Here is a 1,142-nt window from a genome sequence, read left to right on the forward strand (position 1 = left end):
CACCGGCGTCAATCTGGTGACCGACAAGCCGGCCAACGGCGTGAAGTCGATCGACACCAAGGAAGGCCTGGCCAAGTGCTGGGGCTGATGCTGGTCTGACTGGCAACAAACCTTGCGGCCGGGGGCTTGATCCCCGGCCGCATCGGGTGGACGATGCGCTTTCATAAGCGCTGACAATCCTGGCGACAGACCGGATAGCGTGGACGGCGTGTGGGGCAGTGAGCAGGCTCCGCACAGACGGGAGGAGACATGTCTCAGATTCAGGAATTCGAGAAAGTACTCCCGGGCAGCGACACGAATGTCGCCGCCTTCGAGGAGCACGGCAAGTCGTTCGTCAAGCGCGCCCAGCACTTCCTGCATTCCACGCCGGCGGCGGTGCCGCTGATCGTGCTGGTGTTGTCGATCATCATCTTCGGCGTTGCCATCGGCGGGCGCTTCTTCTCGTCCTACACACTGACGCTGATCCTGCAGCAGATCGCCATCGTCGGCATTCTGGGCGCCGCCCAGACGCTGGTCATCCTGACCGCCGGCATCGATCTCTCGATTGGCGTGATCATGGTGATTTCAGCGGTGATCATGGGCAACTGCGCCCTCACTTACGGGATGCCGACCCTTCTTGCGGTAATCGTGGGCCTTGCCGCCGGCGGTGCCTGCGGCCTGCTCAACGGTTTTTTGGTCGCTTACATGAAGCTGCCGCCCTTCATCGTGACGCTGGGCACCTGGAACATCGTCATGGCCACCAATTTCATCTATTCGGCCAATGAGACGATCCGCGACGCCGACGTCGACGCCCAGGCGCCGTTGCTGCACTTCTTCGCTCTGAGCTTCAGGGTCGGTTCCGCGGTGCTGACGGCCGGCGTCATCGCCATGGTCCTGCTGGTGATGCTGCTCTGGTACGTGCTCAACCACACGGCCTGGGGCCGCCATGTCTATGCCGTCGGCGACGATCCGGAAGCGGCGAAGCTCTCCGGCATCCAGACCAAGAAGGTGCTGATGGCCGTCTACACGCTTGCCGGCCTGATCGCCGCCTTCGCGGCCTGGGTCTCGATCGGCCGCAACGGCTCGATTTCGCCCTCCGCCGCCGTCACCGACTACAATCTGCAAGCGATCACCGCGACGGTGATCGGCGGCATCTCGCTCTT

At 63.0% G+C, this 1,142-nt stretch carries 1 protein-coding gene; it reads left to right on the forward strand.

Annotated features, from left to right (window positions below):
* Nucleotides 1-249 precede the first annotated feature (249 nt).
* The coding region (locus AC4FWB_RS34390; protein WP_491030650.1) for an ABC transporter permease at nucleotides 250-1,142 on the forward strand (893 nt) is incomplete at its 3' end.

The sequence above is a fragment of the Mesorhizobium sp. LEGMi-168a genome, assembly GCF_058312955.1.